General features: G+C 74.4%; 21 protein-coding genes. 11 read left to right on the top strand and 10 right to left on the bottom strand.

Annotated features, from left to right (window positions below; genetic code table 11):
• Positions 1-19: 19 nt before the first annotated feature.
• From AB0H71_RS32880 to AB0H71_RS32870, 3 genes are read right to left on the bottom strand one after another with little or no spacing between them, the layout of a single operon-like run.
• Positions 20-787: a metallophosphoesterase gene (locus AB0H71_RS32880; RefSeq protein ID WP_357029118.1), complete on the bottom strand. Its 768-nt coding sequence runs from the start codon at positions 785-787 to the stop codon at positions 20-22.
• 5 nt (positions 788-792) lie between these two features.
• Entirely contained in the window at positions 793-1056 is a 264-nt protein-coding gene (locus AB0H71_RS32875) for a BON domain-containing protein (protein ID WP_357029116.1), read from the bottom strand.
• A 1-nt stretch (position 1057) separates the two neighbouring features.
• Positions 1058-1621, bottom strand: a complete 564-nt coding sequence (locus tag AB0H71_RS32870) for a hypothetical protein (RefSeq protein ID WP_357029113.1) — start codon at positions 1619-1621, stop codon at positions 1058-1060.
• A gap of 79 nt (positions 1622-1700) precedes the next feature.
• On the opposite strand from AB0H71_RS32870, the gene AB0H71_RS32865 reads away from it, so the two are divergent.
• Positions 1701-2126 carry a ChaB family protein gene (locus AB0H71_RS32865; protein ID WP_357029110.1) on the top strand — a complete coding sequence of 142 codons (426 nt, stop codon included), beginning with the start codon at positions 1701-1703 and terminating at the stop codon, positions 2124-2126.
• An 18-nt stretch (positions 2127-2144) separates the two neighbouring features.
• Here AB0H71_RS32865 and AB0H71_RS32860 read toward each other — a convergent pair whose 3' ends face one another.
• The 3 genes from AB0H71_RS32860 to AB0H71_RS32850 form a co-directional block, all read right to left on the bottom strand.
• A complete protein-coding gene (locus AB0H71_RS32860; RefSeq protein WP_357029107.1) occupies positions 2145-2852 on the bottom strand; it encodes an SDR family oxidoreductase in 708 nt (235 codons plus the stop codon).
• A 23-nt stretch (positions 2853-2875) separates the two neighbouring features.
• Positions 2876-4087, bottom strand: a complete 1212-nt coding sequence (locus AB0H71_RS32855; RefSeq protein ID WP_357029104.1) for a glycosyltransferase — start codon at positions 4085-4087, stop codon at positions 2876-2878.
• 77 nt (positions 4088-4164) lie between these two features.
• Positions 4165-4395, bottom strand: coding sequence for a DUF6480 family protein (locus AB0H71_RS32850; RefSeq protein WP_357029101.1), 231 nt, complete (start codon positions 4393-4395; stop codon positions 4165-4167).
• 324 nt (positions 4396-4719) lie between these two features.
• On the opposite strand from AB0H71_RS32850, the gene AB0H71_RS32845 reads away from it, so the two are divergent.
• The 5 genes from AB0H71_RS32845 to AB0H71_RS32825 all read left to right on the top strand — a co-directional run bounded on the left by AB0H71_RS32845 (position 4720) and on the right by AB0H71_RS32825 (position 8491).
• Positions 4720-5028 (top strand): STAS domain-containing protein, encoded by a 309-nt coding sequence (locus AB0H71_RS32845; protein ID WP_357029098.1) that lies wholly within the window; start codon positions 4720-4722, stop codon positions 5026-5028.
• Between the two features lie 270 nt (positions 5029-5298).
• Complete coding sequence (locus AB0H71_RS32840; RefSeq protein ID WP_357029095.1) at positions 5299-5727, top strand: anti-sigma factor; 429 nt, start codon at positions 5299-5301, stop codon at positions 5725-5727.
• Positions 5717-6517 (top strand): RNA polymerase sigma factor SigF, encoded by an 801-nt coding sequence (locus AB0H71_RS32835; RefSeq protein ID WP_357029092.1) that lies wholly within the window; start codon positions 5717-5719, stop codon positions 6515-6517. Before AB0H71_RS32840 ends, AB0H71_RS32835 begins: the two co-directional genes overlap by 11 nt.
• Positions 6518-7007: 490 nt before the next feature.
• A complete protein-coding gene (locus AB0H71_RS32830) occupies positions 7008-7397 on the top strand; it encodes a hypothetical protein (RefSeq protein WP_357029089.1) in 390 nt (129 codons plus the stop codon).
• Positions 7394-8491 carry a glycosyltransferase family 9 protein gene (locus tag AB0H71_RS32825; protein ID WP_357029087.1) on the top strand — a complete coding sequence of 366 codons (1098 nt, stop codon included), beginning with the start codon at positions 7394-7396 and terminating at the stop codon, positions 8489-8491. Before AB0H71_RS32830 ends, AB0H71_RS32825 begins: the two co-directional genes overlap by 4 nt.
• Here AB0H71_RS32825 and rfaE2 read toward each other — a convergent pair.
• Both rfaE2 and AB0H71_RS32815 read right to left on the bottom strand, forming a co-directional pair.
• Positions 8454-9953, bottom strand: coding sequence for a D-glycero-beta-D-manno-heptose 1-phosphate adenylyltransferase (gene rfaE2 / locus AB0H71_RS32820; protein ID WP_357029084.1), 1500 nt, complete (start codon positions 9951-9953; stop codon positions 8454-8456). The two genes, AB0H71_RS32825 and rfaE2, sit on opposite strands and share 38 nt — an antisense overlap.
• Positions 9954-10028: 75 nt before the next feature.
• A complete protein-coding gene (locus tag AB0H71_RS32815; RefSeq protein ID WP_357029081.1) occupies positions 10029-14585 on the bottom strand; it encodes a cation-translocating P-type ATPase in 4557 nt (1518 codons plus the stop codon).
• A gap of 471 nt (positions 14586-15056) precedes the next feature.
• On the opposite strand from AB0H71_RS32815, the gene AB0H71_RS32810 reads away from it, so the two are divergent.
• The 5 genes from AB0H71_RS32810 to thpD all read left to right on the top strand — a co-directional run bounded on the left by AB0H71_RS32810 (position 15057) and on the right by thpD (position 19013).
• A complete protein-coding gene (locus AB0H71_RS32810; RefSeq protein ID WP_357029078.1) occupies positions 15057-15767 on the top strand; it encodes a response regulator transcription factor in 711 nt (236 codons plus the stop codon).
• A 146-nt stretch (positions 15768-15913) separates the two neighbouring features.
• Entirely contained in the window at positions 15914-16456 is a 543-nt protein-coding gene (ectA, locus tag AB0H71_RS32805; RefSeq protein ID WP_357029075.1) for a diaminobutyrate acetyltransferase, read from the top strand.
• Positions 16453-17715, top strand: coding sequence for a diaminobutyrate--2-oxoglutarate transaminase (ectB, locus tag AB0H71_RS32800; protein ID WP_357029072.1), 1263 nt, complete (start codon positions 16453-16455; stop codon positions 17713-17715). Before ectA ends, ectB begins: the two co-directional genes overlap by 4 nt.
• 2 nt (positions 17716-17717) lie before the next feature.
• Positions 17718-18110, top strand: a complete 393-nt coding sequence (locus AB0H71_RS32795; protein ID WP_357029069.1) for an ectoine synthase — start codon at positions 17718-17720, stop codon at positions 18108-18110.
• 12 nt (positions 18111-18122) lie between these two features.
• Positions 18123-19013, top strand: coding sequence for an ectoine hydroxylase (thpD, locus tag AB0H71_RS32790; RefSeq protein WP_357029066.1), 891 nt, complete (start codon positions 18123-18125; stop codon positions 19011-19013).
• Here thpD and erm read toward each other — a convergent pair.
• Together erm and AB0H71_RS32780 are read right to left on the bottom strand one after the other, a co-directional pair.
• Entirely contained in the window at positions 19000-19785 is a 786-nt protein-coding gene (gene erm / locus AB0H71_RS32785) for a 23S ribosomal RNA methyltransferase Erm (RefSeq protein ID WP_357029063.1), read from the bottom strand. The two genes, thpD and erm, sit on opposite strands and share 14 nt — an antisense overlap.
• Before the next feature lie 232 nt (positions 19786-20017).
• Positions 20018-24643: a hypothetical protein gene (locus tag AB0H71_RS32780; protein WP_357029060.1), complete on the bottom strand. Its 4626-nt coding sequence runs from the start codon at positions 24641-24643 to the stop codon at positions 20018-20020.
• Between the last annotated feature and the right edge of the window lie 106 nt (positions 24644-24749).

The raw sequence follows: 24749 nt of genomic DNA, 5'->3' as shown, positions 1-24749 counted from the left end.
CCGGCCCGGCACCCGCGGGCTAACCGGCGCTCGCCCGGCCAACCACCGCGGCCGGAACCGCGGTGCCCGCGGCGGCGGGTTCGCGCAGGTCGTAGATGGCGTAGGCGGTGCGGATGACGGGCTGCGCGACATTGCGCACCCGGATGCCGCCCGGGGTGGTGCCGCGCTCGGTGCCCGCGTGCGCGTGGCCGTGCAGCGCCAGCGCCACCCCGGCCTCGTCGATCACCTCGCCGAGCAGGTACGAGCCGAGGAAGGGGTAGATCTCCCTCGGCTCGCCGTGCAGGGTGTCGCTGATCGGGGAGTAGTGCGTGAGCGCGACCGTGGTGTCGGCCTCCAGCCCGGCCAGCGCGGTGCGCAGCGTCTCAGCCAGGTGCGCGGAGTGCCCGGCGAAGTCGCGCATCTCGCGCTCGCCGAAGGCGCTGGCGCACTTGCCCGCGAAGCCGCCGCCGAAGCCCTTGGTCCCCGCCACGCCCAGCGTGCGGCCCGCCACCTCGACGGTGGTCGCGCTGCCCTCCAGCACGGTGATGCCGTGATCGGTGAGCGCCGCGGTGATCTCGTGCTCCTGGTCGCTGTGGTGGTCGTGGTTGCCGAGCACCGCGATCACCGGCAGCCCGAGGCCGGCGAACTCGGCGGCCACCACCCGGCCCTCGTCCAGCGTGCCGTGCCGGGTGAGGTCGCCGGCGAGCAGCAGCACATCGGCGCGGCCCGCCAGCCCGGCCAGCACCGGACGCAGGGTGCCGCCGGACTCGACCCCGAGGTGCACATCTCCCACCGCCGCTATCCGCACCGTGCTCAACCCCTCTCGGCCGGTTCGAGGGTTTCGGCGCCCTCCGGCGCCACCGGCAGCACCACCCTGATGTCGTTGTGCACGGTCGCGCCGGGCAGCTGCTCGCGGACCACCGTCTCGATCTGCTCGCGGCACTCCGCGCTGCTCACCTCGCCGCCGAGCACCACCACCTCGCCGCGGATCGTCACCCCGATGCCGAGCTCCGCGGTGCGCGGATCCTCGGCGAGGGCCTGGCGCAGATGCGCCACCGTGTACTGCGGTCGTTCCATGTCAGCTCACCTTCCTGGTCGCGGTGATCCCGAGATCGTCGATCAGCCCGAGGAAGGCCCTGGCGTAGGGCGAGTGCTCGGTCTGCTCCCGCACCGACCCCCAGTCCACCTGCTCGCGCAGGTCGCGGGCGATGTGCAGGAGCGGGCTCAGGTCGAGCCGGTGCGCGTCGAAGACCAGCAGCTTGTCCACCATGAGGTCGGTGCCGCCGACCACCGGCGCCAGCGTGGGGCCGATCCGCATCGGGGTGGCGCGGTCGAGCAGCTCGTCGGTGACCTCGCGGCAGTTCGGGCGGAAGATCAGGTCGATCAGGGTGTCGCCGTCGTAGACCTTCATCAGCCAGTCCTCGGCCGGGTCGCAGGCGCGCAGCCCGGCGCCCACCAGCGTGGTCACCGCGCGGCCGACGTCCTCCGGCTTGAGGAAGAGGTCGACATCGTGGTCCGAGGCCGGGCCGCCGCGCGCGTAGACCGCGCAGCCGCCGGCCACCGCGAACCGGATGTCGGTGACCGAGAGGGCGCTCACCGCGCGGGTGAGCGCGTGCAGCAGCTGTTCGATCGTCGGGGCCATGTCGCCGAACTACCCGGGCCCGCACCGGTTAACCGCGCGGGCAACCCGGGTACCCGACCGGCAGCGGAAGGAGGCCACCGTGCCGAAGACCAATGCCAGGGGCGAGGTGAAGAAGTCGGAGCTGCCGAGCACCGTGCGGCGCTCCCCGGCGAAGGCGCAGCGCACCTTCGCCGAGGCGCACGACTCCGCGCTGGAGAGCTACGACGGCGACGAATCGCGCGCCTACCGGGTCGGGTACAGCGCGCTCAAGCACAGCTACGAGAAGGTGGGCGACCACTGGGAGGCCAAGGAGCAGCGCGGCCCCTCGGACGAGCACGCCGAGCGGCGCGGGCTGCACACCGGCGGCGAGACCGCCGAGGGCGTGAACGCCAATGCCACCAAGAAGCACCTGCTCGAGCTGGCGGGCCGGCTGCAGATCACCGGCCGCTGGCGGATGCGCAAGGACGAACTGGTGGCGGCGATCCAGCGGGCGAACCGCAGGGCGACCGCCGCGGCGCGGAAGTAGGCGCCGCGGCGGCCCCGGTCACGGCCAGGAGGTCTCGGTCGAGGCGCAGACCACGAGTTCGCGCAGCTCACAGCCGTCCGGCCGGGTCATGGCGTAGAGGATGCTGTCCGCGACATGCGCCGGGTCGTTGAGCTTCGCGTCCGGGCCCGGCTTGTACTGCTCCGGGCGGTCGTCGAAGAACGCCGTCCGCATGCCGCCCGGGATCAGCAGCGTCACCCCGATCTCGCCCGCCGTCTCGGCGGCGAGCGCGCGGGTGAAGCCGACCACGCCGAACTTGGAGGCGCAGTAGGCGGTGGCGTCGGAGAGCGCGCGCAGCCCCAGCGTGGAGGCGACCGTCACCACCCGGCCGCGCGCGGCGCGCAGCGCGGGCAGCGCCGCCCGCACCACCGCGGCGGTGCCGAGCAGGTTCACCCTGACCACCCGCTCCCAGGTCTCGGTGTCCAGCTCGGCCAGGGTGCCGCAGGCGTCGGTGCCTGCCGCGGTGACCACGCCGTCCAGCCGCCCGCCCGCCCTGCGCACCAGCGCCGCGACGGCGCTCGCCGCGTCGCCGCTGTCGGCGAGGTCGGCGTACTCCCAGGCCAGCTCGGTGTCGTCCGGCTTGTCCCGGTCGATGATCAGCGGGGTGCCGCCGGCGGCGAGCACGGCCCGCGCGGTGGCGGCGCCGAGCCCGGAGGCGCCGCCGGTGATCAGGACGGTGCCCGGCGAACGCAGGGTGGGGTCGGTCATGAGAGCTCCTCTCGAGGGGTGGATCATCCGGCGGGGGAGGCGATATCGGCGGTGTCGGCGGCGGGCACGGCGGTGCGGTAGGCGGCGGCGGTGCGGTCGGCGACCCGGTCCCAGGAGTAGCCAGCGCGGGCCCGGCGCAGCCCGGCCGCGCCGAGCCGCCCGGCCAGCGCCGGATCGGCGAGCAGCGCGCGCAGCGCGCCGGCCAGGGCGAGCGGGTCGCGCGGCGGCACCAGCCGCCCGGTCACCCCGTCCACCACGGTGTCGAGCAGCCCGCCCACCGCGCTCGCCACCACCGGCCTGCCGCAGGCCATGGCCTCCACCGGGACGATGCCGAACGGCTCGTACCAGGGTGTGCAGAGCACCGCGTCGGCGGAGCGCAGCAGCGCGGGCATGGCGGCGCGGTCGACGGTGCCGGCGAAGCGCACCCGGTCGGCGACGCCGTAATCGGCGGCGACCGCGCGCAGCCGGGCGAGTTCGGCCTCGCCCGCGTCGCCGGGGGCGCCGCCCGCGATCACCAGCTCGGTGCCGGGCAGCTCCTGCAGCGCCATGATCGCGGTGTCGAAGCCCTTGCGCCGGACCATCCGGCCCACCGCGACCAGCCGGTGCGGCGCGCCGCGCTCCGCGACCGGGCCGTCCGGGCCGAAGGCAGCGAGGTCGACCCCGCACGGCACCACCGAGGTGCGGAACCGCGGCACCCCCATCCTGGCCAGCTCGGTCACCTCGTCGCTGCAGGTGGCGATGATCCGGGTGGCCCTGGCCGCGACCCGGCGCTCCAGCCGGATCCGGGTGCGCGGGCTGGTGTCGGCGAGCCCCTGGTAGCGGCGCTTGACGGTGCCGAGCGCGTGGAAGGTGAGCAGCACCGGGAGGTCGAGCGGCCGGGCGGCGGAGTCCGCGGCGATCCCCGACATCCAGAAGTGCGCGTGCACCAGCTCGGGGCGCTCGTCCGCCCAGCGCTCCGCCAGGAACCGGGCGAACCCGCCCAGGTGCGGCAGGATGTCGTCCTTGGGGATGCGCTCCGCCGGGCCCGCCGGCACCTGCACCACCCGGTACCCCGCGGCCGCGAGCACGCACTCCGGCAGCTCCGGATCGTCGCGGCGGGTGTAGACGGTCACCTCGTGCCCCTGCCGGGTCAACGCCGCCGACAGCTCCGCGACGTGCACGTTCTGACCGCCCGCGTCCACCCCGCCGAGCGCGGCGAGCGGGCTCGCGTGTTCGGAAACCATCGCGATCTTCATGCGCTGCTCCGTATCTGCTCGGGACGTGCCAGGCCGTTTCCGGCGCCGTACTGCCCGGGCTTCGCGGAGCGAAACTGCTAGAACTGCAGGACCACCGTGGTCACCGCGGCGATCAGGAAGATCACCACCAGCAGCACCGCCGCGACGATGGCGACGATGCCGATCACCGGGAAGCGATGCCTGGTCGCGGGCTCCGGCGCGGAGAGCCCGGAGGTCTGCGGGGTGTCCGGCGGGGTGTCGCCGGGCCGCACCCCGCCGCCGGGCTCCAGGTCGGGCACGCGGGCCGGATCGGGATCCATCGAGGCCATGACTGCTCCTATTCGGGGTTGCCGGTATTGCGCGGGGTGCCGGGGCGCTGGCCGCGGCGCTTGCGGAGCAGCAGCACCGCGCCGACGACCAGCACGATCGCGAGAATCACCAGGAGTTCCATGCGACGCGGCTACCCGGGAGCCGAGCGCCGAATCCGCCGGGTAACGAGCGGCTACGTTCCCCGGACAGGGGCGCGGAGCACGTGCCAGACTGGCCGCAGGTTGAGATCACAGCCGTGACCACCGCTCCCCACCGGGAGGTCGCTCATGTCCGCAGTAGGTGTTCCGCCCCGTCGCCGCCGCTGGGAGCCTCGGGTACATCGGATGGCCGACTGCGTGGTGGTGCGGGTCGAGGGCGAGCTGGATGCCGCCGGATATCCCGAGTTCAGCTCGGTGCTGGAGCGCGCGGTGCGCACCGGCGGGCGCTGCGTCGTCGTCGACCTGCGGCCGACCCGGTTCCTCAGCATCCGCGCCGCGACCATGCTCGGCTCGGTCAAGCAGCGCACCGCGGGCAGCGGCTCGGAGCTGCGGCTGGTGGCGGGCCGGGCGGACGTGGAGCGGGCGCTCGAGGTCACCGGGGTGCGGCCGCTCTTCCGCTCCTACAGCTCCATGCGGGACGCGCTGGCGGGCTGAACCCGAACCGCGCCGGTCGCGCGCGGCGGCTCCATCACCCGCCGCGCACCGCGCACGTGCGCGCCGAGCCGGAGTGACCACCGGTTTCACCGGGGTGGCACCGGGTAAGCGGTCGGTGATCACCGGGTGGCGGGGTGCGGGCGGCTGCGGCCCGCACCGCCACCCGATGTCCCTCAGACGTGTACGTGGACCGAGGCCGGAGCGGGATGCCGGGCGCGGTCGGGTAGCGTGGCCGCTCGGTCGGCCTCGAGAACAAGGTGGTGGTGGGCAATGGGGGAAAAGACTCCCCGATCCTCGACGGATACGACGACGATCGGGGTGCGGGTCCCGGCATCGCTGGAGCAGCTGACCATGCTGCGCGCGCTCGCCGAGACCGTGGCCCTCATCGCTGATTTCGCCATCGACGAGGTCACCGACATCCGGCTCGCGCTGGACGAGGTGGCCACCTCGCTGATCATGGACGCGGTCCCCGGCTCCGAGCTGGACTGCGAGTTCAGCTACGAGGCCGGGCGGATGTTCGTCCGGGTGCGGGCCACCGCGGCCTCCGAGGGCGGCATCGGCGAGTCCGGCTTCGGCTGGCACATCGTGCGCACCCTCACCGAATCCATCTCGTCGGCGCAGGCGCCGTTCGACAGCGCGCTATCCGGCTACCCGACCGAGGTCGACTTCACCTGGGTCCGCAGCGCCGATGGCGGCTGAGCCGGGCTCCGGCCGGAGCTCCGGCGCCGGTTACGAGAACACCGAGCCGCTCTTCGAAGAACTCGCCGCGCTCGGCCCCGGGGCGGAGCCGCGCCGCCGGGCGCTGCGCGCGCAGCTCATCGCCACCTGCCTGCCGCTCGCCGAGCACATCGCGCGCAAGTTCTCCGGCCGCGGCGAGAACTTCGACGACCTGCTGCAGGTGGCGCGGCTCGGGCTGGTGCAGGCGGTGGACCGGTACGACGTGAGCCGCGGCTCCTCGTTCCTCTCCTTCGCGGTGCCGACCATCATGGGCGAGGTGCGCAGGCACTTCCGGGACAACACCTGGTCGGTGCGGGTGCCGCGGCGCACCAAGGAGATCCAGCTGACCATCGGCGGCACCGTCGAGCGGCTCTCGCACAAGCTCGGGCGGATGCCGCGGGCGCGGGAGATCGCCGACGAGCTCGGGGTCGACGTCGTCGAGGTGACGCAGGCGCTGATCGCCGGCAACGCCTACCAGTCGTCGTCGCTGGATGCCGTTGCGGCCGAAGGTGACTCGGACAACGCGCCGCTGCCGCTGCTGGCCAAGCTCGGGGCCGAGGAGGCCTCGTACCACCTCATCGAGGACTTCATGGCGGTGCGGCCGCTGATCGAGAAGCTGCCGGAGCGCGAGCGCAAGGTGCTGGTCATGCGGTTCTTCGAGAACCGGACGCAGTCGCAGATCGCCGAGGAGCTCGGGGTCTCGCAGATGCATGTCTCGCGGATTCTCGCCAAGACGCTGGCCGGGTTGCGGGACGAGGCATTGAAGGACTGAGCCCGGGGCTCGTCGGCACGGTCAGCTCGGGTTCGGCGGCGCCGGGGACGGCGCGGGGCCGGGGACCGGCGGGAGCGGGCTCGGGATGGGGGCGGGGCCCGGCGGTGCGGGCGCCGGAATCGGGTCGGGCGAGGGGACCGGGTCCGGCGCGGGGATCGGCGGGACCGGGGCGGGGTCGGGGACCGGGTCCGGTGCGGGGACGGGTGGGACGGGATCCCGCCCCGGACCGGGCGGCGCGGGATCGGGCGACGGCGCCGGCGGCACCGGATCGGTATCGACGGGGACCTGCGGGAACGAACTCACGGCGACGTCCTCCTCACTGCCGGGGCACCCGGCCCCGGCTCGATGCACCCGGGTTGGCTACCCGGTCCGGACCGGCCGAATCGGCCCGCGGCGGCGCATCGCCGGTTTGCTCCGGCGGCGGCTCGGGTACCGGGACTGCATGGGCTCGGTTCCGCCCGCCGGGCGCGCACACAGCGAGGAGGCCGCCATGGACGACCGACGACTGCCGGGAATCCGCACCGCCGCCCCGGTCCGGAGCCCGGCCGACCGCCCGCAGCAGATCACCTCCCCCGAGCAGCGCCCGGAGCGCCCCGGCCGCACCATGGTCACCACCGACCACCGGGTGATCCGCTCCTGGGCCGAGCGGCGCGGCGCCCGCCCCGCCACCATGCCGGGCAGCGTGCTCGACGGCGCGCTCGGCGTGCTGCGCTTCGACTTCCCCGGGTACGGCGGCGCGGTGCTGCAGTGCGTCGGCTGGGAGGAGTGGTTCGCCACCTTCGACGCCCGCAGACTGCACTTCCTGTTCCAGGAGCAGCGCCCGGACGGCAGCACGAGCAACTTCAACCGGCTCGAGCACCCGGTCCCCGGCCTGCGGTGACCCCGCCGCGCGGGCTCGGCCCGGTGCTTCCCGCCTTCGACGGGGTCCGGCGGATCGCGGTGCTGCGCGGCGGCGGCATCGGCGACCTGCTGTTCGCGGTGCCCGCCCTGCACGCGCTGCGCGCGGCCTACCCGGCGGCCCGGATCACGCTGCTCGGCACCCCGCTGCACGCCGCGCTGCTGCGCGACCGGCCGGGGCCGGTGGCCGAGGTGGTCACGCTGCCCCCGCACCCGGAGAACCGCCCCGACCCCACCCCGGAGTTCCTGGCCCGCGCCTGCCCGGAGCCGATCGACCTCGGCGTCCAGCTGCACGGCGGCGGCGCCTGGTCCAACCCCTTCGTGCTGGCGCTGCGCCCCCGCTACGCCGTCGGCCCGCGCACCCCCGACGCGGCGGCGCTCACCCGCGAGCTGCCCTTCCGCTACCACCAGCACGAGGTGCTGCGCGCGCTCGAGGTGGCCGGGCTGGCCGGGGCGCCGCCGGTGCTGCTGCAACCGGAGATCGCCGTCACCGACGCCGACCGGGCAGCCGCCGACGCGGTGCTCGGCACACCGGACGGGCCGGTGCTCGCCATCCACCCCGGCGCCACCGACCCGCGCCGGTGCTGGCCCGCCGAGCGGTTCGCCGAGGTCGCGGTGCGGTTCCGCGCGGGCGGCGCGACCGTCGTCCTGCTCGGCGCCGAGAGCGAGCGGGCGCTGCTCACCGGGATCGAGCGCGCGATCGGGCCCGGCCCGCGGCTGCGCACCCTCGTGGGGCAGCCGTTCCGCACGGTCGTCGGGGTGCTGGCGCGCAGCGCGGTGCTGCTCGGCAACGACAGCGGGCTGCGGCACCTGGCGCAGGCGGTGGGGACGCCGACCGTCGGCATCTACTGGATGGTCAATGTCATCAATGCCGGGCCGCTCGGGCGCTACACCGACCGCATCCTCATCTCCTTCGCCACGCGCTGCCCGGTCTGCGGCGCCGACTGCACCGACGAGACGCTGCCGCGCTGCCCGCACGACGACTCCCTGGTCGCCGGCATCGGCGTGGACGCCGTCCGCGCCGAGGTCGAGAGCCTGCTCACGATGTCCCGGCATTCGAGCGGATGCGCTCGATGAGCGCGGTGGTCGAGCGGTCGGCCAGGTAGCCGAGCACCCGGACCTCGCCGCCGTAGGCCCGCACCACCGGCGTCTCCGGCAGCATGTCCGGGCGGTAGTCGCCGCCCTTGACGTAGAGGTCGGGGCGGAGGTCGGCGATGAGCGCGGCCGGCGTCTCCTCCTCGAAGACCACGACGTGGTCGACGCAGGAGAGCGCGGCGAGCACGGCGGCGCGGTCGGCGGCGGTGTTCACCGGGCGCTCGGGGCCCTTGAGCGCGCGCACGCTGTCGTCCGAGTTCAGCGCGACGATCAGCACGTCGCCGCGGCGCTTGGCCTCGTTCAGGTAGGAGACGTGCCCGGCGTGCAGCACGTCGAAGCAGCCGTTGGTGAAGACGATCCGGCGCCCGGCACCGCGGTGCGCCCGCACCGCGGCCGCCAGCTCCGCCCGCCCGAGCACCGCGGAGCCGGTGCGGCCGAGCCGGTCGCGCAGCTGCGCGGTGGAGCAGACGGCGGTGCCGGTGCGGTGCACCACCACGTCCGCGGCGGCCTGCGCCACCTCCGCCGCCGCGGGCAGCGGGAGGCCGTCGACCAGCGCGAGGGTGAGCGCGGCGACGAAGGTGTCACCGGCACCCGCCGACTGGCTCTCCGCGACCGGCTCGGCCCAGGTGCGGTGCGCGGGCCTGGTGCCGTCCAGCAGCACCGCGCCGTCCCGGTCCAGGGTGACGACGGCGGCGCCGGCACCGGTGATGGCGAAGAGCCGGTCCCGGTGCTCGGTGAAGACCTCGACCCGGTCGGCGCCGTCCGGCGGGGTGACCCCGAGCGCCTCGGCGGCCTCGCCGGCGTTCGGGGTCACCACGTCCGGGCGCAGCTCGCGCCAGCGGGCCGGGTGGTGGGTGTCGACCACCAGCAGCGGCAGGGTGGCGCGGAGCGCGGCGAGCTCGGAACGCAGCCGGTCGGCCACGGCGCCGTCGTAGTCGCAGACCAGCACCGCGTCGGCGGCGGCGAGCAGCGCGGGCAGCGGGCGCACCAGCTCGGCGAGCTCGGCGGCGGTGGCGGGCGTGCGGTCGCCGTCGTCGTAGCGCACCAGGATCTGCTCACCGGAGACCACCCGGCACTTGGTCGGGGTGGTGCGGCCGGGGCTCGCCAGCAGGTGCTCGGTGCCGACCCCGGCCGCGGTCAGCGCCGCGCGCAGCGTCGCCCCCCGGTCGTCGGCGCCGGTGAGGCCGATCAGGTCGACGGTGGCGCCGAGCGCGGCCAGGTTGGCGGCGGTATTGGCGGCGCCGCCCGGCACCGGGGTGCTGCGGTCGATGTCGACCACCGGCACCGGCGCCTCCCGGCAGAGCCGCTCGGAGCGGCCCCAGAGCCAGAGGTCGAGCACGGAGTCGCCGAGTACCAGCACGCGGGCCTCGGTGCCCGCGAGCCGGTCGGCCACCTCCGGGGTGAGGTGGCCTGCCATCGCGTCGTCGCCGGAATTCGAGCTCACGGGCACTTCCCTTCACTCGTCCTACGTCCTGGCCGCGCGGTTCCACCGGGACGACGATCGAAACCGGAAGAGCCGCTACGCGGCCGAGGGGAGGAGCCGGGGGAGGACGGCGGCACCGGCGGTGGCGGCGACGGCGGAGCCGGTGGCGACGGTCCAGCCGATCGGCCCGAGCGGGCTGCAGCCGAAGTAGTGGCAGAGCCCCGGAGTCATGACGATGGCGCCGAGCACGGCCCCGCTGGCGGCGGTGGTCACCCAGACCATCGGGCTGCGCCGCCCGGAGATCAGCGTCTGCCCCAGCTGGGTGCCGATCAGCGCGACCAGCCCGATGGTCGCCGCGCGCCGCTCACTGGCGAGCACCCGCCCCGTGGTCCAGGCCACGGCCGCCCCGGTGGCGGTGACCGCGCCGCGCAGCGCGAGCGTGCGCAGCAGGTCGTCGCCGAGGTCGGCGGGCGGGATCTCGGCCAGCTGCGCGGCCCGCTTCGCCACCACCGCGGCCCCGTCGGCGCCCTCCTCCGGCCCGGCCTCCGCGCTGCTCGGCGAGAGCGCGAGCGCCAGCGCCGGGAACATGTCGGTGAGCATATTGACCAGCAGGAACTGCCTGGTCCCGAGCGGCGCCCGCCCGTTCACGGCGGTGCCGTAGGCGGTGAACGCCACCTCGCCCGCGTTCCCGCCGACCAGCACCCCGACCGCGTCGGTGACCCGCTGCCACATCCCGCGCCCCTCGACCAGCGCGTGCAGCAGCGCGGTCGGATCCGGATCGGTGAGCACCAGGTCGGCGGCGTTGCGCGCGGCCGCCGAGCCGTGCGCGGCCAGCCCGATCCCGACATCCGCGGTGCGGATGGCGGCGGCGTCGTTGGCCCCGTCGCCGGTCATCCCGACCACGTGCCCCGCCTTCCGCAGCGCGGCCACGATCCGCACCTTCTGCTCCGGATTCACCCGCGCGAAGACCGTGCTCCGCTCGATCAGCGCGTGCTGCTCCCGCTCGGCCAGCCGATCCAGCTCGGCCCCGGTGGCCACCTCGTGCACCGCGATCCCGAGCTGCTCGGCCACCGCGACCGCCGTCACCGGGTGGTCGCCGGTGATCATCCGGACGCTGATCCCATTGTCCTGCAGCGCTTTCACCAGCGGGACGGTCTGCGGCCGCGGGGTGTCCGCGAGCCCGACGAAGCCGAGCAGGGTGAGCTCGCCGATCGCCCCCTCCACGTCATCCGGCCGGTCCGCGAGGTCGCGCCTGGCCACCACCAGCACCCGCAGCCCCCGCTCGGCCAGCTCGTGCACCGCGCGCTGCGCCCGCTCGCGCACCGCCTCGGTGAGCTCGCCGGCGCCGTCGGCGGTGCGCACCCTGGCGCAGCGCGGCAGCACCACCTCGGGCGCGCCCTTCACCACCAGCCGCAGCCGCTTGGTGGTCTTGCCGAGCGCGGCGGCGTAGCCGCGGTTGGATTCGAACGGGATCTCGTCGATGGGGTCCCAGCGGTCGGGTTCGTCGCCGAGCACCTCGGCGGCGGCGTCGAGAACCGCGCGGTCGGTGGCGTGCAGCACCGGACCGTCCTCCGGGTCGGGGCAGGCGCGGGCCGCGGCGCGCAGCAGCCGCCGCGCGTCGTCGGAATCGGCGTCCGGATCCCACCGCCCGTCCAGATCGGCCAGCATGACCAGCCGAAGCCGGCCCTCGGTGAGGGTGCCGGTCTTGTCGAAGCAGAGCGTGTCCACCCGGCCCAGCGCCTCCACCGTCCGGCTGGCCCGCACCAGCACGCCGTAGCGGGAGAGCCGCCGCGCCGCCGCCAGCTGCGCCACCGTCGCGACCAGCGGCAGCCCCTCCGGCACCGCCGAGACCGCCACCGCGACCCCGTCCGAGACCGCCGCGCGCAGCGCATTGCCGCGCACCCCGCCGAGCAGCGCGACCAGCCCGCCACCGGCCAGCGTGAAGGGCAGCGCCCGGTCGGTGAGCTTGCGCAGCTGGGTCTGCACCCCGGCCTTGTCCGGCGGCACCGCGCCCGCGGTGGCCCGCCCGGCCTGGGTGTCGTCGCCGACCGCGACCACCACGGCCAGCGCGGAGCCGTTCACCACGGTGGTGCCCTCGAAGACCATGCAGGAGCGGTCGGCGGGCGCCGCGCCCGGCGTCGGCGCCACCCGCTTCTCCACCGTGACCGACTCGCCGGTCAGCCCGGACTCGTCCAGCTCCAGGTCGTCGGCCCGGAGCAGCCTGGCGTCGGCGGGCACCACCTCGCCCGCGCGCACCAGGATCAGGTCGCCGACGGTGAGCAGCTCCGCGCTCACCTCCGTGGTCGCCGGGTCGCGCTCCGCACGCTCCGACCGCGCCACCAGGCGGCCGGTGAGCTGCTGATTCTCCATGAGGTGGTGCAGCGCGCGCTCGGCCCGCTGCCGCTGCCGCGCGGAGATCACCGCGTTCACCGCGAGCACCGAGGAGAGCAGCACCGCGTCGCCGGGCGAGCCGAGAATGGCGGTGGCGACGGCGCCGACGCCGAGGATCGGGGTCAGCGGGTCGTCCAGTTCGCGGCGCAGGTGCCCGGCGAAGGCCAGCGCGGGCGCGAGCCGGGTGCGCAGCGGGCCGTCGGCGGGGGTCAGCGCCTCCCGGTCGGCGAGCTCGGGCGGCTCGGGGAGGCGGCGCAGCGCCTCGTCGGGCTGCAGCGCGTGCCAGGGCAGCAGCGGCGCCGGGGCGCTGCGCGGCTCGACCCGCACCGCCCGCCAGCCGGTGACCGCGCCGTTCAGCAGCCCGGCGCAGTGCGCGGCCAGCATCGGGGTGCCGTGCGCGCCGCGGCCGGGGGAGACGGCGAGCACCAGCCCGCCGAGCGTGGCCGCGGCGAGCGCCAGCGCCCGGCCGCGCTCGCTCACCTCGCGCGCCGGCGCCACCGTGGCCAGCACCCGCTGCACCTGGTCCAGGTCGCGGCAGACCGCGTCCGCGCCCCACGGCACCTGCGGCGTGCCGACATCCGCGCCGAGCAGCCCGATGCCGATATCGGCCCAGGCCAGCGCCTTGTGCGCGCGCGGGCTGAGCACCGCGACGGTGCGGCCGTCGGCCTGCAGGTCGTGCACCAGCGAGCTGAAGGAGACCGTGCCGGGCACGAACTCGTCCACCAGCGAGCGCAGCTCGGCGGCGTCCTGCCCGGCGGCGAGCACCACACGCAGCCCGGCCGCGCGGGCCGCGGTGAGCACACCGTGCGCCCGCCGGTCGATCTCCCGCCCGACGAGCACCCGGCCGAGCACCCGCTCGCCGTCGCGCAGCTCGCGCCGGACCGGGCGCATGGTCGGGCCGCGGTCGGCGGTGCCGGTGTCCGGGTGCACCAGCCGCACCCGGTCCTTCGCGGCTTTGCGCCCGTGCCCGGCGGGGGAGTCCCAGAGCAGCCGCTGCGCCGCGCTCCACACCCGCTCGGCCGAGTCCTCCTCGCCCGCCTCGGCCTCCAGCACCACGCGGCGGTCGGTGAGCAGCGCCTCGCCGTCGATCAGCAGGGTGTCGAGCCGGTCCAGCCTGCGCAGCGCCCCCGGATGCAGGGTGAGCACTCCGGCCCTGGCCAGCAGGGTGGAGACGGTGGTGCTGAAGGCCTCGCGGCTGGCCCGCGCGGCCTTGGGCGCGCCGAGCGCCAGCGCGTCGGCGGTGTCGCCGAGCCTGCCGCCGACCGCGAGCGCCGCCGCACCGGCCAGCGAGCCGCCCGCCGTCTCGTCGGCCACCCGCTCGACCGGCCCGCGCGGCAGCGGCACCGGCCGGTCGTGGCCGGGCAGCGGATCGGTGACGCCGTCGGACTCGTGGTGCAGCTCGGCCTCCCAGACCCGCCAGCGCTGGTGCCGCGCCACCGCCTCGGTCAGCACGAGTGCCCGCTGCGCCGTGTCGATCAGCAGATTCGGCACGCCGTCGGTGCCGCTCTCGCCGAGCGCGGTGCCGACGGCATTGGCCAGCGTGAGCAGCAGGTCGGCGCGCGGCCTGCCCAGCCGCTCCTCCAGCACCCGGCGCACCCGGGGCTGGGTGTCGGCCAGCGCCGCCAGCGAGCGCGCCGCGCGCACCGGCGCCTGCAGCGGCAGCAGCGCCGTGGTGCCGGAGGCGGCCAGCGCGGCCAGATCGCCGAGCACGCCGATGGCGGCGGCGAGCAGCGGCTCCCGGTCGCCGGGGTGCTCGTCGCTTCGGCTCCAATCCAGCTCGGCGACCTCGGTGAACTCCTCCACCCGCTCGATCGCCGCGATCAGCTCGGGCAGATCGCCCGCGCCCTCGGCGAGCGCCACCACCACCCGCCCGGTCACCGCGTTCACCCGGTACCAGTCGACCCCCTCCACCCGGCCCAGCTGCTTCTCCAGCGCGCGCAGCACCGCGGGGTGCTTCCCGCTGCCCAGCCCGCGCACCTCCACCGTCGCGCGGTCCCCGGTCACCGCGACCCGGCGCTGGTGCCGGTCCGGGCGCGGGTCGACCAGCGCCGCGAGGTCGGTGCGCAGGGCGTGCTCCGGCCCGCCGTCCAGCAGCTCCCCGGCGGCCCGCGCGCCGCTCTCCAGCGCCGTCATCGGCGCCTCCGCGATCTTGGCGCTCGCCGCCGCGGCGACCAGCACCCCGGTCCGCGCTACTCCCACCAGCACCGAGGCCGGAGCCTCCACCCACCACGACGACAGCACTCCGCGCACAGACAAACCCATGGGAGGCGGCTACCCGAGGCGATTTGTCCGAAACGGCGCGGAAGCGGCCCCGGACCGGGTGGTCTCCGTCACGAAATCGCAGTGGCGCCGGTCACACTTCTGTGTCGGCGGCGGCTCCGGTGTCACTCGCCGCGGGCGCGCCGCGGCCGGGCCGCGCGCGTTGCCGCCGGGTCCGGCGTTACCCCAGTGCGTCGGGGGTTTTCGAGGGGCCGGGGCCGGGTCTCGAGCGGGCTCCGTCAGCCCCCTGAACGCCGGTGCCCGGCCCGCCTATCTACTACCGCGCTCAGTAGATGTGCGCCCGTCCCAGTGTTACGAACTGTTTACTGTCGAAGGGGGCCGGGTAACCGAACTACAGCCGGGCGGACCGATGCTCCAGCCCCGGCGGTCATGCTCGAAGCGCGGTGACGTGCCGGGGCGGGGATGCGATTCTCCCCGTCGCGGCAGCTCCGCGCCTGTCGGCAAGGAATGGTAGTGAGCGCGAATCTGATGATCGTCGAAGACGACACCCGGGTGCGGGACGCACTGCGCCTGGCCATGGAGGACGAGGGATACGCCGTCGCCGAGGCCGGGGAAGTGGGGCACGCGCTCGACCAACTGCGTACCAACGGCGTACCAGATGTGATGATCGTCGACCTCATGGTGGACGAGACCAACGGCTTCGACTGTATCCGCGAGATCCGCAGGGACCACGACGTCCCGATCATCGTGGTCAGCGCGCGCGACGACACCCACGACGTGGTGGCCGCGCTGGAGGCCGGTGCGGACGACTTCCTGGCCAAGCCGTTCGAGATCAAGGAGATGACGGCCCGCATGCGGGCGCTGCGCCGCCGGGCCGGCTTCGCCGCCGAGCGCGCGAGCGACCGCGAGCAGGTGCTGGAGGCCGACCCCGAGCAGCCGCTGGTGCTCGCCCCCGCCGCGGGCGCGGTGCGCAGGGGCGACGAGGAGCTGCACCTGACGCTCACCGAGTTCCGGCTGCTCTGCGAACTCGCCGAGACCCCGGGCCGGGTGCTGAGCAGGCAGACGCTGCTGGAGAACGTCTGGGAGCGCGGGTTCTTCGGCGACGAGCGGATCGTCGACGTCCACATGCGCAGACTCCGGACCAAGATCGAGCGCGACCCCTCCGATCCCCGAATCGTGGTGACCGTGCGCGGTCTCGGCTACCGCCTCGATCTGCGGCACTGAAAAACGAAGTTTTCTATTTTCCACCGAGAAGAGACGCGTGTCACGCCCTCCCCGGCATCGTCACGCGACCGTAACCAACTCGACCGGTTCAGCTCAAAGTTCCTTCGCAAGCCTGGACGAGTACACGAACCCGACGAGGGAGATGTATGTCAACGCCAACCCTGTCCCCGCCCACCGCGCGTGCGACCGACCGCGGCAGAACCGTGCTGCGCGCGCCGCGCGTGGGCGACGCCGCGCAGATCTGGCGGATCGCCAAGGACTCCCAGGTGCTCGACGCCAACTCGAGCTACGCCTACCTGCTGTGGTGCCGTGACTTCCCGGCCACCTCGGTGGTCGCCGAGGTCGACGGCGAGGTCGTCGGGTTCGTGATCGGCTTCGTCCGCCCCAAGGCGCCGGACACCGTCTTCGTCTGGCAGGTGGCGGTCGACCCCTCGCAGCGCGGCAAGGGCACCGGCACCGCGCTGCTGCACAAACTGCTGGACGACACGGCCGCCGCCGGTGTCTCGATCCTGGAGACCACCGTCTCCCCGGACAACGAGGCGTCGATCGCGATGTTCGGCTCGGTCGCCCGCAAGCGCGGCGCCGACATGATCAAGCGCCCCCTGTTCGATCCCTCGGCCTTCCCCGACAGCCACGAGGCCGAAGACCTCTACACCATCGCCCCTATCACCCCGGAGGAGCACCGATGATCACCGCCGAGACCACCATTTTCGAGAGCCTCGAGTCCGATGTCCGGGGCTACTGCCGCTCCTGGCCGACCGTCTTCACCACCGCCAAAGGCGCCTGGCTGAAGGACGAGGAGGGCAAGGACTTCCTCGACTTCTTCGCGGGCGCGGGCGCGCTGAACTACGGCCACAACAACGACGTGCTCAAGAAGCCGCTGCTCGATTACATCGCGAGCGACGGAATCACCCACGGCCTCGACATGTCCACCGTGGCCAAGCGGGACCTGCTCCTCACCATCCGCGACACCCTGCTCGCCCCGCGCGGGCTGGACTACAAGGTGCAGTTCCCCGGCCCGACCGGCGCCAATGCCGTCGAGGCGGCGCTCAAGCTGGCCCGCAAGATCACCGGCCGCAAGACCATCCTGAGCTTCACCAACGCCTTCCACGGCATGACGCTGGGCGCGCTCTCGGTCACCGGCAACGCCGCCAAGCGCGCGGGCGCCGGTGTGCCGCTGGTGCACGCCACCCCGATGCCGTACGACGGCTACTTCGACAACACCGTCGCCGACTTCCAGTGGATGGAGCGGGTGCTGGACGACACCTCGTCCGGCTTCGACCGCCCGGCCGCGGTGATCGTCGAGACCGTGCAGGGCGAGGGCGGCGTGAACCTGGCCCGCCCGGAGTGGCTGCGGCACCTGGCCGAGCTGTGCTCCGCGCGCGGCATCCTGCTGATCGTCGACGACGTGCAGATGGGCTGCGGCCGCACCGGCCCGTTCTTCTCCTTCGAGGCCGCCGGCATCACGCCGGACATCGTGACGCTCTCCAAGTCGATCGGCGGCTACGGCCTGCCGATGGCGCTGGTGCTCTTCAAGCCGGAGCACGACCAGTGGAACCCGGGCGAGCACAACGGCACCTTCCGCGGCAACAACCCGGCCTTCGTCACCGCCTCGGCCGCGCTGAAGCACTACTGGAGCGACGACACGCTGGAGCGGGCCACGCTCGCCAACGGCGAGCAGGTCGCCACCGAGCTCGGCAAGCTCGCGGAGAACTTCCCCGGGCTCTCCACCCGCGGCCGCGGTATGGTGCACGGCCTGGTCTTCGATGATCCGGGCCAGGCGGGCAAGGTCGGCCAGGCGGCGTTCGAGCGCGGGCTGCTGGTGGAGACCTCGGGCTCCATGGACGAGGTCGTCAAGCTGCTGCCGCCGCTGACCCTGACCGCCGACGAACTCACCGAGGGCCTCGCCCGGCTCGGCGCGGCCGTCGACAACGTGATGGGAGGATGAGAATGATCGTCAGAACCACCCAGGAGATCACCGGCACCGAGCGTGACGTGGCCGGCGCGGGCTGGCGCAGCAAGCGCATCGTGCTCGGCGGCGACGGTGTCGGCTTCAGTTTCCACGAGACCACCATCGAGGCCGGCTCGACCCACGTCTTCCACTACCTCAACCACATCGAGGCCGTCTGGCTGGTGGAGGGCGAGGGGACGCTGCACGACCTCGACAACGACGTCACCTACGACCTCGGCCCCGGCTCGATGTACCTGCTCAACGGGCACGAGAAGCACCGGGTGGAGGCGCGCACCCAGCTGCGCATGCTGTGCGTGTTCAACCCGCCGGTCACCGGTCAGGAGGTCCACGACGAGAACGGCGTCTACCCGCTCGTCGAGGTAACCAGCTGAGAGGACGCCCTCGTGCACGACGGGATCGAAACCGGCACCGACCGCACCGACCGCTACCGCACCCGGCTGCCCACCAGGGCGGCGCACGTGGAGCGCCCGGATCCGACGGTATGGGGAAAGGTCGAGACCGCGGAGCTGGAGCGCTTCTCCGACGACGGCTTCGCCGTCTTCGACGCGCTGCTCGCGCCCACCGAGGTCGCCGAGTTCGCGGCCGAGATCGATCGGCTCGCCGCGGACCCGGCGCTCGCCGGCGACGACCGCCTCGTGGTGGAGAAGTCGTCGCGCGAGGTGCGCTCGCTCTTCGAGGTGCACAGGTCGAGCGCCGCCTTCGCCGAGCTGGCGCGGCGGCCCCGGATCGTCGACCTGGCCCGCCAGGTCCTCGGCTCCGACGTCTACCTGCACCAGACCCGGATCAACCTGATGCCCGGGTTCCGCGGCAACGGCTTCTACTGGCACTCGGATTTCGAGACCTGGCACGCCGAGGACGGCATGCCGGCGCCGCGGTCGGTGAGCCTCTCCATCGCGCTCACCGACAACTACCCGATCAACGGCAGCCTCATGGTCATGCCCGGCTCGCACCGCACCTTCGTGCCCTGCCTGGGCAGCACCCCCGCCGAGCACTACCGGGAATCGCTGCGCGAGCAGGAGATCGGGGTGCCGACGCAGGACGACATCACCGCCCTGGCCGCCCGGTACGGGATCACCCAGTTCACCGGGGCGGCGGGGTCGGCGCTGCTCTTCGACTCGAATCTCATGCACGGGTCGGGGAACAACATCACCCCGTTCCCGCGGTCGAATATCTTCCTGGTGTTCAACAGCGTGGAGAACGCGCTGCGGGAGCCGTACGCGGCGCCCGCGGCGCGGCCCGGTTATATCGCGGCCCGGGATTTCACTCCGGTGTGAGGGTTCGGTGGACGGTGAGCCACTGGTCGGGGGTGACCAGCCCCACCGGTGTGTCCGATACCAATTCGGCTGCGCGACAAGCAATGTGAACTCGCTTGCGGGAGTACTCGCGGGCGAGTGAGGCGGCGAACGAGCCGCCCCTGCCCACGAAGCCCAGCTCCACCAGGCGGCGGTAGCCGTCGAGCGCTTCCTTCCGAAGCAGCGGCTCGGTTCGGCGGTTCACGAGCAGGACCGCGGCGTCCACGGCCGGGACCGGGTGGAAGCTGTGCCTGCCCACCCGCGGCCCGAGCACGAATTCGGTGTGCGGCCACTGCTGGATCGCCAGCCGCGACCAGCGGCCGTAATCGCCGCTGTGCTTGCGCGCGAACTCGCGCTGGGTGAGCAGGGTGGCCGAGGTCAGCGCCGGTGCCTCCAGACACCATCGCAGAATGTCGGTGCTCGCCGCGAACGGGATATTGGCGACGACCGCGAACGGCTCCCTCGGTGGCCGCACCGTGCGAAAGTCGCGATGCTCCACGGTGATTCGCGGATGGCGGTGGTAGCGGGCGCCGAGGCGCCGTGCGTGGTGCTCGTCCAGCTCGTAGGCGCGCACCCGGCCCGCCGCGCGTACCAGCGCCCGGGTGAGCGCCCCCGCGCCGGGGCCGGGTTCGAGCACGAGATCGGAGGGTCGCAGCGCCGCCGCGCGCACGATCGCGCGCACCGCCGCCGGGTCGACGAGGAAATTCTGGGACAGCCGGGCGCGCACGCGCGCCGGCCGGGAATGGCGAGGCATGGGATCCTTCGGCAGAAGGCGAATCGGGAACCGGTGAAGGCGCCTGACCCATGCCGGGCACGGCTGTACTACGACCTGCACCGCAGGCCGGGAAGGTTCGGTGCGCCGGCGGGCCTAGGCGGCGGCGCGGCGCAAGCGGGCGGACGGCATCGACCGCGCGCTCACGACCGCGCGGAACTCACCGGGGCTACCTCCCATGCCCGGGACGGTAGCGCACCTCACTTCTCGAACGCTACGGGTTTTCGCCCGCGCGCAGTTCCCTCAGGCTCGCCGCCGCCCGCGGCTCACCGTGCGCCGCCGCGGCGCGCCACCACGCCTCCGCGCCGGTGCTATCGCCCTCGTCGCGCAGCAGTGATCCCAGGTCGTAGGCGGCGGCCACGTGCCCCGCCTCCGCGGCCTGGGTCAGCAGGCCGCGCGCGGACCCGGTGTCGCCGCGGCGGTACATGGCGAGGCCGAGGTCGTACAGGGCGCCCCGGTAACCGGGGTCGCCGACGATGCCGCCCTGGCCGCGGGGGACCGGCGGGGGGCCGTAGACGCTGCGGCGCGGGGGGAGGGTGTCGGGGTTGTGCTGGAGGGTTGCGGCGCTCCAGCCGCCGAAGCCGGGTGGTTGTTCCCCGGGTTGTCCGGGGGCTGGTGAAGTCTGGTCCGGCACGCTTTCTTCGGTTGACTGAGGCGCGTTCTGGCCAGCTCTTGCTTCCCGATCCTCCCGCTGCGGCACATTCGTGATGTCCCGCTGTGCGGCGGGCCGGTCGGGCTGCTGCACAGCGCTCCCGCCAGTTCGGTTCGCACCACCCGCTTGCGGTGCCACCCGGTGCGGCGTATCCCGGTCGACCCGCTGTGCCGCGTCCTCGCCCGGAGCGGTCCGGTCGGCCCGGCGAGTGCCGCTCCCGTCGGCTCCTCGCGGCACGTCCCGCTCGCCTCGCGGTACCGCGTTCATGTCCGCTGTCCGCCGACCGCTCTCCGCCTCACGTGCCTCCGAGCCGGTCCGCGGATCGGGCACCGTCTGCCCTCCGGCGCGCGGCGTTGCCTCGCTCGCCCGCACACTCCCTCGCGGTGCGATCGCATCGCCCCCGGACGCGATTTCGTGAGGCCGCTGCTCCGCGCGCTGCGAGTTCGCTCCTGCCTCAGGCGTAACTCTCCGCGGCAGTTGCCCGGACTGTGGTGAGGAGGTCGCCTCGGGCGCGACTCTGCGCGGCAACTTCTGGGCGCGCTGGGAGGCCGTCCCCCCATCGGGCGCGGCTCCGCGCGGCAACCCTTCGGCGCGCTGGGTGCCCGTCCCCGCGTCGGGCGCGGCTCTGTGCGGCAACTCCCCAGCCCGCTGGGAGACTGGCCCTCCCTCGGAAGCAACTTCCTTGGACTGCCGCGAGGCATGCGGGAGAGCTCCGCCTTCAGCCACAACCTGCCCGTCGACGCGCAGTATCGGCGCCCCCGCCTCGGACGCGGCTCGGTTCGAGTGCGGTTCACCGCCCGGCGCAACCACACCTGCCGCGGGCGCCGCCGGGTTCGGTGACCGTCCGTCCCGCGGCGCACCTGCCGCGCGCGGCCGCACACCGACCTGTGGCGTGCCCGCCCCGCCCCCGTGCCGCGGATCCTCGGCACGGGAGGCGCCACCGCCGCCCTCGCGCGCGGACTGCTCCGCCTGCCCTTCGAGGCGCGGCGCATCCGCATTGAAAACGGCGCGGTCCGGAGCTATTCCCTCCCCCGACGCGATCCCGCCGCTCCCGGCCCCGTCCCTTGGCTGCCGCCCCTCGTTGTGCGGCGCCGAGGCACCGCTCTCACGCACGGTCGTCGGCTGCCCGCCCCCGCCGCCTGGCGGGATCGTGTCGCTCCCGGGCGCGGGCGTTTGCTGCCGCCCCTCGGCGCGTCGCGCGGTATGGCCCCTCTCCGACGCGGCTTCCGGCTGCCGTCCCTCGGCTCGCGGTGCGGAGCCGCCATTCGCAGGCACGGTTTCCGGTTGCCTGCCTTCGGCCTGCGGCACGGAGGCACCCCGTTCAGGCGTGGCTGCCGGTTGCCTGCCCTCCGCCCGCCGCGCGGAGCCGCCACCATCAGGCGCGGTCGCCAACCGCCGTCCCTCGGCTCTCGGTGCGGCGCCGCCTCTTTCAGGCGTGGTCGCCGACTGCCGTCCCTCGGCTCGTGGTGCGGCGCCGCCACTTTCAGGTGCGGTTGCCGACTGCCGTCCCTCGGCTCGCGGTGCGGCGCCGCCACTCTCAGGCGCGGTGGGCGACTGCCCGCCTCCGCCGTGTGGCGTAATCGTGCCGCTCTCGTGCGTCGTGGTTTGCCGCCGGTCCTCGGCACGTGGCGCGGTGGGGCCACCGTCGGGGCCGGTTGGGAGCTGCCTGCCTCCGGCACGTGCCGGGGCCGTATCGCTCCCGGGTGCGGGTGTCTGCCGCCGCCCGTCGGTGCGTGGCGTGGCGGGGCCATTGACAGACTCGGTTGCTGGCTGCCTGTCTCCAGCACGAGGCGCCGTCGTGCCACTCGCACGCGCGGGCATCTGCGGCGGACCCTCGGTGCGTGCTGTGGAGGGCCCACTCTCGAGTTCGGTCGCCGGCTGCCTGTCTCCGGCGCGTGGTGTGGTCGCACTGCTTCCGGCCGCGGGCGATGGCCGCCCCTCGGAGTCAGGTCCGGAGGTGCTCCCTCCGGTGCTCTGCTGTCGCCCCTCGGCACGAGGACCGTATGTTCGCTGCTCGCCCGCGGCACGCGGTGTAGTCGTGCTGCTTCCGGTCGCGGTCGTCTGCTGCCGCCCATCGACGCCTGACGCAGTCGTACCGGTCGCGGGCGGGGTCTGCTCTGGATGTCGCCCGAATCCCGAGGTGGCCGACGTCGGGCGCTCGCCGCCGCGCGGCGTGGGCACGGCTGCGGTGTGGCCGGCACCGAGAGGCGCCACTGCGCTGTTGGCGACCGGCTCGCTCGCACCCTGCGGCGCGGTTCGGCCGGTCTCTTCCGGGCGCCCGCCGCGAGCTGCGGCTGTGCCTGCACGTCGCGGGACCACCCCGCGCCGACCCTCGTCCGGGGGCGGGCTTTCGAGCGGATTCTGCCGATCGTCGGCGATCCGCTTCGGAACGGGCCGACGCGAGCCCGGCTCGCCGGCATCTGCAGGGGTGCCTCCATCGCGAGGGGGCAAGCTCCCCGGGCTGGCGGATCGATCCCCATCCCCGGGACGGGCATCGTCGACCTGCTCAGGTGCCTGATGCCGATGCGGCTGAGCCAGCACCGCCCGCTCCCCGCGCAGCGCTTGCAGGCGCGCAGCGAAACTCTCCCGGCGCTGGTCCGACTCGTCACCACGCATCCCGTGCAACCCGGCCGCCAGATTCGCGCCCGGCTGGGCGGCGGTGGCCGGAGGCCGGCCCTGCCCGTGCCTGCCGGTCAGCTTCTCGGCCGGCGCGGTCGGCCGCTGTCCGTACCGCGATTCGCGGATGTCGGGTCGCCGCCCGGCGCGGGTCGGCAACGCGTGCTGGCCGCCGGTGCGGGCGGCCGACCGCTCCTCGTTGCGGCCCGGCGCCGCGGCCGCCGAATCGGGCGGGCCGCCCTTCGGCTCCACCGCCGCGGGCCGACCCGGCCCGCTCTGCTCCCGAGCGCCGCGCTGCCCGGCGGTATCCCGCCGCTGCTCGACCCGCCCGTCCGCTCCCGCGGCCGGCTCCACCGGCCCCCGGCCGAACCCGGCCACCTCGGAAGAAGCCCGCCCGCCGACCGGCACCGAAGCCACCCACTCCCCGGTCCCTGACCCGGCACTGCCCGAATCGTTCCCCGGCGCCTGTCGCCCGAACCCGGCCGCACCTGCCACCGGCCGCGCACCGCCGCCCGATGCACCCGGCTGCCCCGACCCGTCGGCAACACCCCGCCGCACCTGCCCGGATTCACCCGGCCCCCCGGATCCGGACCCGCCCGGCTGCTTCAACCCGGATTCGCCCGGCTGCTTCGCCCCCGACCCGCCCAGCTGCCTCGCCCCGGACTCGCCCGACTGCTTCGAACCAGCCCCCACCCCCTGCCCAACCCCCTCCACCCCGACCCCGGGCCCGAACGGCGACTCCTCCCCGAGCCCCTCCGGCACCGGCGGCAACTCCCCGCTCGGCCGCCGAACCGAAGCCTCCTCCGGCGCCTGCCGATCCCACCGCCCGGCCGACCCGTCCGCGGGCGGCGCGTAATCCCGCCTGCTCACCCACCCGCCCCCGCGCCGCGCGACCTTGGCCTCGGGCGCGTCGGGAACCTCGGGCACTTCGGGCACCTCGGCGGTGTCGACGAGCACGACCCGCCCCCCGTCCGGCCGCTCCGCCCGGTACCGAATCGGCAGCGTGACGTACTGATCGTCGAGCAGCTGCGCCTCGTTCTCCTGCGGCGCGGCGGGCTCGTCGTCGAGCGCGCCGGTGCTGATCTCCACCACGAGGTTGGCGAAGTTCGGCGGCCCCTCGCCGACGCTGCACCAGAGCGTGATGCGCCCGTCGGGCAGGTGCTCGACGAGGATGCCGTAGTTCCCCTCCCACGACTTCTGCACCCCGCGGTCGTCCACCCAGACGGGGGTGAGGGTGAAGAGCGCCTCGGGGGAGTTGCCCGCCAGCTCGATGCTGAGCCCGGTGGCGAGCGCGTCGCCCCAGACGTCGATGCCGCCGAGCTTCCTGCCGTCGAAGCGCAGGTGGCCGTCGAGCACCGAGAGCCCGATGCCCCAGCCGCGGAGCCCGGCGGGCGGAGCGGCGGAAAGTGCTGTCATCGCGAGCCGCGCGCCGGGGGTCCCGAACTCCTCGGAGTACATGGGGTAGACCAGGCTGCCGTTGTAGCGGATCGGGTCGGCGCTGGTGTACTGCGCGGCCAGGATCTTCCCGGGCGGCGAATGGCGTTCGTACCACTGTGCATACGACTCGGTCATCTCGCCACCCTTTCCTGCTCTCGCGCCGGGCCCCGATCACGCGCGGTGGCCCGCTCCACCGTACTAGGCGCGGGGCCGGTGGTCGCGGCATCGCGGACCGGTCCGG

The sequence above is a fragment of the Nocardia sp. NPDC050697 genome (assembly GCF_040654395.1).
Lineage (GTDB): Bacteria > Actinomycetota > Actinomycetes > Mycobacteriales > Mycobacteriaceae > Nocardia.
Note: the sequence above shows the minus strand (reverse complement) of the source record. Positions and strands in the feature narration are given on the sequence as shown.